The following is an 8,522-nucleotide window of genomic DNA, read 5'->3' on the forward strand; positions in this document are numbered from 1 at the left end:
AGACCGAGTCGCCGGGCGAACTCGAAAGCTTCGGCGACATCGTTGATGGGCCCGGCCGGCACACCCACGCGGGACAGTTCGTCGTACCAGTAATCTGCTCCGGCCGTGGTGAGGACCGAGGTGATCTCCACACACAACTCCTCCCGGTGCGCCACGCGCTGCGGGTTGCTGTGAAAACGCGGATCGGTGGCGAGTTCCGGCACACCGAGAGTCTCGGAAAGTCGCACGAACTGCTTGTCGTTGCCCACCGCCAGCGCCAGCGGACGGTCCTTCGTCGCGAACACCTCGTAAGGGGCGATGCTCGGGTGCCGATTGCCGAGAATTCCCGGCACCACTCCGGCTCCCAGATACGCGGAACCCTGGTTGACGAGCGACGAGAGCAGTGCAGAAAGAAGATTGGTGTCGACGCGCTGCCCCTCGCCGGTGCGCTCGCGGTGATGCAGTGCAGCCAGAATCCCGGCGAGGGCGTGCAGGCCCGTGAGCACGTCGACGACCGCGACTCCCACCCTCGTCGGCGTGCCGGCCTCGGGTCCGGTGATGCTCATGAGCCCACCGACGGCCTGCACGAGCAGGTCGTAACCCGGCAGGGCTGCTCCGTCTCCACTTCCGAACCCGGTCACGGAGCAATAGATCAATTGCGGATTGACGGTGAGCAGGTCGTCGTAGCCGAGACCGAGCCGCTCCATGGTGCCTGCGCGGAAATTCTCGACCACGATGTCTGCACGCGCCACGAGGCGGAGAGCCTCGGCTCGGCCTTGCTCCGAGGCGAGGTCGAGGACCACGGAGGTCTTGTTGCGGTTCACCGAATTGAAGTACGTGGTCGAGCCGGCATCGTCGTAGGGGGGTCCCCAAGACCGGGTATCGTCACCGGTCCCGGGACGCTCGATCTTGACGACTTCGGCGCCCATGTCCGCGAGCATCATGGTGGCGTAGGGACCGGCGAGGACCCGGGTGAAATCGGCGACGACGATACCGTCGAGTGCGCCCCCGCTCATGTGATCGACCTTCCACCGCGCAGGTAGACGGTCGTGGTGTGGGTGAAGAACTCCCTGGCGGCGCGGCCCTGTTCCTTCGGGCCGTAGCCACTTTTCTTGGCTCCACCGAACGGAACGTGCGGGTCGGCGCCCGCGGATTCCGAGTTGATGTGCAGGATGCCCACGTCCAGATCCTCGAGTGCCCCGAGCGCGCGTGTGAGGTCTTGGGTGAACACCGCCGCCGACAAGCCGTAGTCGCTGTCGTCGGCGAGTGCGAATGCTGCCTCGGCGTCCGCTGCGCGGCACACGGCGAGGACGGGCCCGAACAACTCTTCCCGCCACACGTCGAGTCCGGTATCGGGCAGTTCGAGCACAGTGGGCGGTACGTAGAACCCGGTCGCGAGTTCACCGTCCTCGTACGATCGCTGCCCGCACAACGCCCGCGCACCCTGCCGGATCGCCTCGTCGACCCCTGCCCGGATCGACGTCCGCGCTGCGGCATCGATCACCGGACCCATGTCGACCTGCTCGTCCAAGGGATTGCCTACGGTCCACTTCCCGATCCGCGCAACAAGTTCACGGACGAACTCGTCGGCAACATCCTCGGTGACGATCAGTCGTGAGGTCGCCGTGCATTTCTGCCCCGATGAGCGGAACGCTCCGGCCAGGACCTGCTCGGCGGCGAGATCGAGGTCCGCGTCGCCGAGCACGACAGCCGCGTTCTTGCCCCCCATCTCCGCCTGCACCGGCACGCCCCGCGCGGCTCCCGCCGCCGCGAGGCTGCGGCCGACCGCCGTCGAACCGGTGAACGTCAGGGCGTCGATCCCCGGATGGTCGGCGATACCGGCGCCGATGGCTCGTCCGCCCATGACGAGGTTGAGCACCCCCGGCGGCAGCCCGGCGTCGTGGAGGGCTTGCGCGAGTCGCATTGCCAGCAGTGGCACGGTGCCTGCCGGCTTCCACACCACGGTGTTGCCGTAGGTCAGGGCCGGGGCGATCTTCCAGGCCGGTATGGCAATGGGGAAATTGAAGGGCGTGATGACACCTACCACGCCGATCGGCTTGCGCGCGACCATGATGCGTTCCCCGCGTCGCGGGGAAGCGAACATCTCGCCGGCTTCCCGGTCGCCCTCACCACCGTAGAAGCGCATGATCTGCGCGGCGCGGAGCACCTCGGCGACGCCCTCGCCGCGCGTCTTGCCCTCTTCGCGGGCAAGCTCCGCACCCCATCGAGGGGCAGACGATTCGATGATGGCGGCGGCCCGTACCAGGACGGTGCCGCGCTCGTGCGCCGGGGTTCTCGCCCACTGTCGGGCTGCCGCACGCGCGGCAGCGACAGCCCGGTCGACGGCGTCGACGGTGGCCGCGCGGCCGTGCGCGACGGTGACGTCCGGTTCTGCGGGACTGATGCTCACCAGGGCATCGGCGTCACCGTCGAACCATTCACCGTCGATGTAGTGCTGCAGCAGAACGGGTGTCGTCATCGTATGTTCCTTCGACGCGTGGGGTGCGGATCAACGGAATGCGGGGTGACCGGTCGATGCGCGGCCGGTCGAGAGCAGGCGCACCTCGCTGACGGTGGTGGCGGTGTCGTGCTCAGAGGGTGGCGAATGCGTCGCGGAGAACCGAAAACGCCTCGGCGAGGAGTTCATCCGAGATCGACAACGGAGGCAGGAAGCGCAGTACGTTCCCGAAGGTGCCGGCTGTGAGGGTGAGGACTCCGTGGTTCTGGCAATACCGGGCGATCTTCGCGACGGCCTCCCGGTTGGGGGTGGTCGTGCCGGGTTCGACGAGTTCGGCGGCGATCATGGCTCCGCGGCCACGGACGTCACCCACTACGGGGTTGAGGGTGCCGATCTCGCGCAGCTCCCGCAGCATCAGCGTGCCGATCTCCTGGGCGCGTTCGAGCAGGTGTTCGGCTTCGATCGTCTCGAGGACGCCGAGCGCTGCGGCACATGCGGCGGGGTTACCGCTGTAGGTCCCGCCGATGCCGCCCGGATGGGCGCGGTCCATGATCTCTGCTCGGCCGGTGACGGCCGCCAACGGGAATCCGCCGGCGAGTCCCTTTGCCGTGACGATCAGATCCGGGACAAGGCCCTCGTGCTCACACGCGAACCATGCGCCGGTACGGCCGATTCCGGTCTGTACTTCGTCGGCGACGACGAGGATGCCTCTGTCCCGGCAGAAGTCGGCGATGCGTCGCAGGAAGCCGTCGGCCGGGACGATGAATCCGCCTTCGCCCTGGATGGGTTCGACGACGACACAGGCCACCTGGTCCGCGCCGACCTGGGCATCGATGAGCAGACGGAACTGTTCGAATGCCTCGTCCGCGGCGCGGTCGGCTCCGCTCGGCCATCGATAGGGATACGCCATCGGGGCGCGGTAGACCTCGGGGGCGAACGGACCGAAAGAGTGCTTGTAGGGCTGGTTCTTCGCGGTCATGGTCATCGTCATGAGCGTCCGGCCGTGGAAGGCATGATCGAAGGTGATCACTGCCGACCGGCCGGTCGCTGCACGGGCGTACTTCACGGCGTTCTCGACGGCTTCGCTGCCGGTGTTGAACAGGGCCGTGCGCTTCGCGTGCGTGCCCGGGGTCAACCGATTCAGAGCCTCGGCGACTTCGATGTACGGCTCATAGGGGGTGGCGAGAAAACAAGTATGGGTGAAGTGCTGCAGTTGTGCGGTGGCGCGTTCGACGACCCGGGGCGCGGAGTTGCCGACGGTGGTGACGGCGATTCCGGAACCGAGGTCGATGAAGGAGTTCCCGTCCACGTCCACGAGCACCCCTCCGCCCCCTGCCGCTGCGTAGATCTCGGCGCCACTGGTCAGACCTGCGGGTAGCGCATCGGTGCGACGGCGCGCCAGCTCGCGGGATCGAGGGCCCGGAATTTCGGTTACGACGCGACGGACTTGCTCCAGCGCGGGTCCGCCGAGCGTGAGTTCAGCTGCAGTCATGGTCTTCTCCCTTCAGCGGTTTCCTCGAACCTTAGGAGTGAGAACGCCGGAACGACATGGACATCAAGTCGAAAATCAGGCCTGTGGATGGACGCTGCGTACATATGCGTGCCGGGGCGCCGACCGCAGACTGACGGCACATCCCGGCCCTATGGGGTGAGCGAAAGGACACGGAGATGACCAGCTCTCTCACGCACTCGTACGAACCGACAACCGCGAACGTCGCGGCGGTTGCTCGACAGCTCGTGCAATCTCCGGCCGACGGGCCGGCCCTGCTGTTCGTAGAGGACTCGTTACCCGCCGGCACCGCGTGCGCCGTCGTGCGATGGCCCGATCGGGAACTGTTGCTCGCCGACGCCGTGCACACGTTCGAACACTTCGGCCTGCGTATCGGCGATCACTGCGCCCTGACCACGGAGGAGACGAACCAGCAGGCCCATCGATTCGTGTTCGTCACACCACAGGAGTGGACCGCGCACTCACCGCGCCGGGTCGAAGCCGTCTTCGATGCATACGTACAGAACCGCACTGTCGTCGACGGATACTCCCGCCTTGCGGTGGTCGCCGAGGTGACCGTACGAGATATCGCCCTCGTCCGGGCCGCTGCGCGTTTCGCTCGTCAGGCAGGCCTGGCGATGTCGGAACGGTACGTCGTCGACACACTCTGCCGGCATGCGGAATTCGTCGAAGCTCTCGTCACCTGCTTCGATGCACGTTTCCGGCCGGACATGGGCGACCGTGACGTCGCCGCCGAACAACTACTCGCCGAACGACGCAGTGCAGCGGACAACCTCGACGACGACCGCATCCTGCGCAGCCTGGAATCATTCGTCACCGCGACCCTGCGTACCAATTGGTACCAGCGTGACGCCGACGGTGAACCGAAACCGTACGGCGCGTTCATGCTCGACTCTGCTCGCTTCGCCGCCCCAGGACCGGTAGTTCCGTACCGGGAGATCTTCGTTCATTCGGACGAGATGGAAGGCATTCATGTAAGGAGCGACGGTGTCGCCCGCGGCGGAATCCGCTTCTCGGACCGTCCGGAGGACTATCGCACCGAGGTACTCGGTCTGATGAAGACACAGGTGGTCAAGAATGCACTTGTCGTCCCGGGTGGTGCCAAGGGCGCATTCGTACGGAAAACGTCGAACATCTCTCCCGGTCGAGCGTATTCCACCTTTGTCCGGGGAATGCTCGACCTCGTCGACAACATCGTCGACGGCCGAGTCGTGCACCCCGAAAGCACCGCCGTCCACGGCGGGGACGACACCTACCTCGTGGTGGCCGCAGACAAGGGCACCGCCCGGTTCTCGGACCTGGCCAACTCCATCGCTGCCGAGTACGACTACTGGCTCGGTGATGCCTTCGCATCGGGGGGTTCGAGCGGATACGACCACAAGGAGATGGGGATAACCGCCCGCGGTGCGTGGGTTGCCGTTCGTGAGCATTTCGTCGATCTCGGCACCGACGTGGACACCACGGAAGTGACCGTGGTCGGGATCGGGGACATGTCGGGTGACGTCTTCGGCAACGGCATGTTGCTTTCCCCCCATCTGCGACTCGTCGGCGCCTTCGATCACCGGCACATCTTCCTCGACCCCGAACCGGACGTGGTCCGCGCTTATGCGGAGCGGCGTCGGTTGTTCGAGCTTCCGGGCTCGAGTTGGGACGATTTCGACCGCAAGGTGCTTTCTTCCGGAGGGGGAGTGTGGTCGCGTTCCGCGAAATCCATCACCGTTCCGGAAGCAGCCCGACGCCTGCTCGGATTGTCCGATGCGACGATCACCCCGAACGAGTTGATCAAGGCGCTTCTGACGGCGCCGGTGGATCTGCTCTGGAACGGAGGAGTAGGCACCTATGTCAAGGCATCCTCCGAAAGTCACACCGATGCAGCAGATCCGGCCAATGACGACGTACGGGTCGATGCCTCGCGACTACGGTGCCGAGTCGTCGGCGAGGGAGGCAATCTCGGTTTCACGCAGCGGGCACGCATCGAGTTCGCCGCAGCAGGCGGGCGTATCAACGCGGACTTCATCGACAATGCCGCGGGCGTGACGACCTCCGACGCCGAGGTGAACCTGAAGATCGCGCTCGAATCTGCCAGGCGTGCCGGAACCCTGACGACGAACGACCGAGATCGACTGCTCGACGACGCCCGCCACGAGGTGGCGCGAACGGTGCTGCGGATGAGCAGGGACCAGTCGGTGGCACTCGGTCTCGCAGTGTCCCGCGCAACCCGGCTGCTCGGTAGGCACGAGCGCCTCATCGATCACCTCGAGAGCGGGGGTGGGTTCCGGCGCAGCACCGAGGTGTTGCCGAGTGTGCAGGAACTGGCTGCACGAGCCGACTCCGGTCGCGGGCTGACCAGACCGGAGATCGCGGTACTGCTTGCACGATCGAAGAACATCGTGTGCCGGGATCTCCTCGACTCGGACGTACCGGATGATCCCTTCTTCGCCGACGTCGCTGTGGCGTACTTCCCCGAGTCCATGCGTCACGCGGTGCAGGACGAAATCCGACATCACCCCCTGCGCCGTGAGATCATCGCGACCCGCATCGCCTCCGAACTGGTGGACCGCATCGGTCCCGGAACGATCTACCAGTTCGAGGAGCGCCTCGGTGTGCGCACACCGGAGGTTGCCCGGGCATACGCTGTGGTTCGGGCCGTATTCGATACCGACCGATTGTGGGCCGACGCGCAAGAACAGGTGGCCCCGAGCGACGACCGTTGGGAACGTCTCGGAGCCGTGCAGAATTTCATCGAGCACACGGCCTCGTGGCTCCTGCGGATGCGGTCGCTGTCCGAGATGACCTCCGAAATCGTGCGGCTGCGTGCCGGAGTCGAGGAGCTGCTCGTCGGCGCCGAACTGGGTGAGGCACCGGATGTCCGGCTTCTGGGAGAGTGTCTGGCCCTGGCGGATACCGCGTCCACGCTGGGCTGCCGGACCCGAACGGTCGCCGGTATGTATGCCGCGACGGGAACCCTTCTCGGACTGGACGGTATTTCTTTCGATCCGGACGCTGGGTCGGCGACCCGTACGTGGTGGGACAGTATGGCGGCAGCCTCGGTGCGTGATGATCTCGCCGGGCTTCGCCACGAACTCGTCACCGCGATACTGCGCGGTGACCGCGATCCGGAGAACTCCGACGGCGTCGACGAAACCATAGGCCGGTGGCAGCGTCGAGTTCCGGATTCGATTGCTCGGGTGAAACGAGTCACGGGGGAACTGTCCGGGAACGGGCCGATCGATCTGCCGCGGGCGTGCACACTCGGCGCGGAACTGCGCTTGCTCGTACGCGCTACGGAGCGATGATCGAGCGACGAACCGGGCCCGCTCCGATGCCCCGCGTCGGGGCGGGCCTTCGACGGTGACGGGATGAGCGCATCCGTTCGACCGACATTGCGGTCCGGCGTGGAGGGTCAGATCGTGGTGATTCCCAGGTCCAGTACCATCTGCGAGCCGGTAATCGCTCGCGCCCGGTCGCTCGCGAGATACAGCACGGCGTCTGTGACATCGTCCACGCTGCACTTGTTCAAGCCTGCCAAGGGCCACTTGTAACTGTCGACGTAGCGTGGGTGTCGCGCAAGTAACCGGCCGACGTTCGCATCCTGCCCCATCGGGGTGTCCACCGCGCCGGGGTGAACCGAGTTGACTCGAATGCCGAACTCTCCCAGTTCGATCGCCGCGGTTTTCGTCAGGCCCACAAGACCGTGCTTGGCGGACGTGTAATGGGATGCGCCGGGTCCGGCCTTGATGCCGGCGGCGGAACTGACGACGACGATCGATCCGCCGCGTCCACCCTGGATCATGGCGGGTACCGAGGCCGAGAGGGTGCGCCACACCCCGTTGAGATTGATATCGATCATGGTGATCCACTGCTCTTCGGGCATCTCCCAGAAGCGATTCCATGTCGAGATACCGGCATTGGCTACTACGACGTCGAGACGGCCGAAGCGTTCGACTCCCGCGTCGACGGCAGCCTGCAGTGCGGCCAGTTCTCGCACGTCACCGACGACAGTGAGGATGTTGCGGCCCTCGGCACGGACCAGACGCGCGGTCTCCGCGAGGTCCTCGGCGGTAGAAGGGGGGTAACCGACATCGTCGGATACCGAGGCGCAGAGGTCGAACGCGATGATATCGGCGCCCTGCTGCGCGAAGCGCACGGCATGATTGCGTCCCTGACCGCGTGCAGCACCGGTGACGAACGCGACCTTGTTCTCGAGCAGTGCCATCCGAATCCTTCCGTATCATCCGATGTCCACGCAGGGTAGACAGATTTCCTGTGAACTTGTCGCTCGGTTCCGATGACCGGACTGCATCGGTCCCGGTGCGACCGGCCATGATGGGCAGGTCGGATGCCCGCGGCGGGGGCAACGATCGTTCACCTGGTGTATTTGCTGGTGAGGGCACGGCTGCGTCGGGCCTATCGCCCGAATGCCGACCAGGCGGCGAGCGTCGAACCGATGACCGCGGCGATCACCGCAAAGGTCGTAGTAGCAGCCAGCACGGGCCAAACCTGCAGTGCTTCGACCGTACGGTCCCGGCCCGTCGGGAAGCGACGAGCGACAAGACCGAGAAACGCTGTGCCGAT

At 65.7% G+C, this 8,522-nt stretch carries 5 protein-coding genes; 1 reads left to right on the forward strand and 4 read right to left on the reverse strand.

Going from position 1 to position 8,522, the window contains the following annotated elements; translation table 11 throughout:
• From R1101_RS0111305 to gabT, 3 genes are all read right to left on the reverse strand, one after another.
• Window positions 1-995: CaiB/BaiF CoA transferase family protein (locus tag R1101_RS0111305; protein WP_016933542.1), on the reverse strand; the 995-nt coding region annotated here is incomplete at its 3' end.
• Entirely contained in the window at window positions 992-2,458 is a 1,467-nt protein-coding gene (locus R1101_RS0111310; RefSeq protein WP_016933543.1) for an aldehyde dehydrogenase family protein, read from the reverse strand. The genes R1101_RS0111305 and R1101_RS0111310, both read right to left, overlap by 4 nt.
• 112 nt (window positions 2,459-2,570) lie before the next feature.
• Window positions 2,571-3,929 carry a 4-aminobutyrate--2-oxoglutarate transaminase gene (gene gabT / locus R1101_RS0111315; protein ID WP_026003154.1) on the reverse strand — a complete coding sequence of 453 codons (1,359 nt, stop codon included), beginning with the start codon at window positions 3,927-3,929 and terminating at the stop codon, window positions 2,571-2,573.
• A gap of 176 nt (window positions 3,930-4,105) precedes the next feature.
• Here gabT and R1101_RS0111320 point away from each other — a divergent pair, with 176 nt between their 5' ends.
• Complete coding sequence (locus R1101_RS0111320) at window positions 4,106-7,243, forward strand: NAD-glutamate dehydrogenase domain-containing protein (protein ID WP_016933545.1); 3,138 nt, start codon at window positions 4,106-4,108, stop codon at window positions 7,241-7,243.
• Between the two features lie 107 nt (window positions 7,244-7,350).
• On the opposite strand, the gene R1101_RS0111325 is transcribed toward R1101_RS0111320, so the two are convergent.
• A complete protein-coding gene (locus tag R1101_RS0111325; protein WP_016933546.1) occupies window positions 7,351-8,163 on the reverse strand; it encodes a mycofactocin-coupled SDR family oxidoreductase in 813 nt (270 codons plus the stop codon).
• Window positions 8,164-8,522 lie beyond the last annotated feature (359 nt).

The organism is Rhodococcus sp. R1101 (assembly GCF_000278445.1).
Classification (GTDB): Bacteria; Actinomycetota; Actinomycetes; order Mycobacteriales; family Mycobacteriaceae; genus Rhodococcus; species Rhodococcus gordoniae.

What these genes read in the sequence shown, in the direction of transcription:
- R1101_RS0111310 (WP_016933543.1), bottom strand. Translation starts at nt 2,458, where the DNA reads ATGACGACACCCGTTCTGCTGCAGCACTACATCGACGGTGAATGGTTC.
- R1101_RS0111325 (WP_016933546.1), bottom strand. Translation starts at nt 8,163, where the DNA reads ATGGCACTGCTCGAGAACAAGGTCGCGTTCGTCACCGGTGCTGCACGC.
- gabT (WP_026003154.1), bottom strand. Translation starts at nt 3,929, where the DNA reads ATGACTGCAGCTGAACTCACGCTCGGCGGACCCGCGCTGGAGCAAGTC.
- R1101_RS0111320 (WP_016933545.1), top strand. Translation starts at nt 4,106, where the DNA reads ATGACCAGCTCTCTCACGCACTCGTACGAACCGACAACCGCGAACGTC.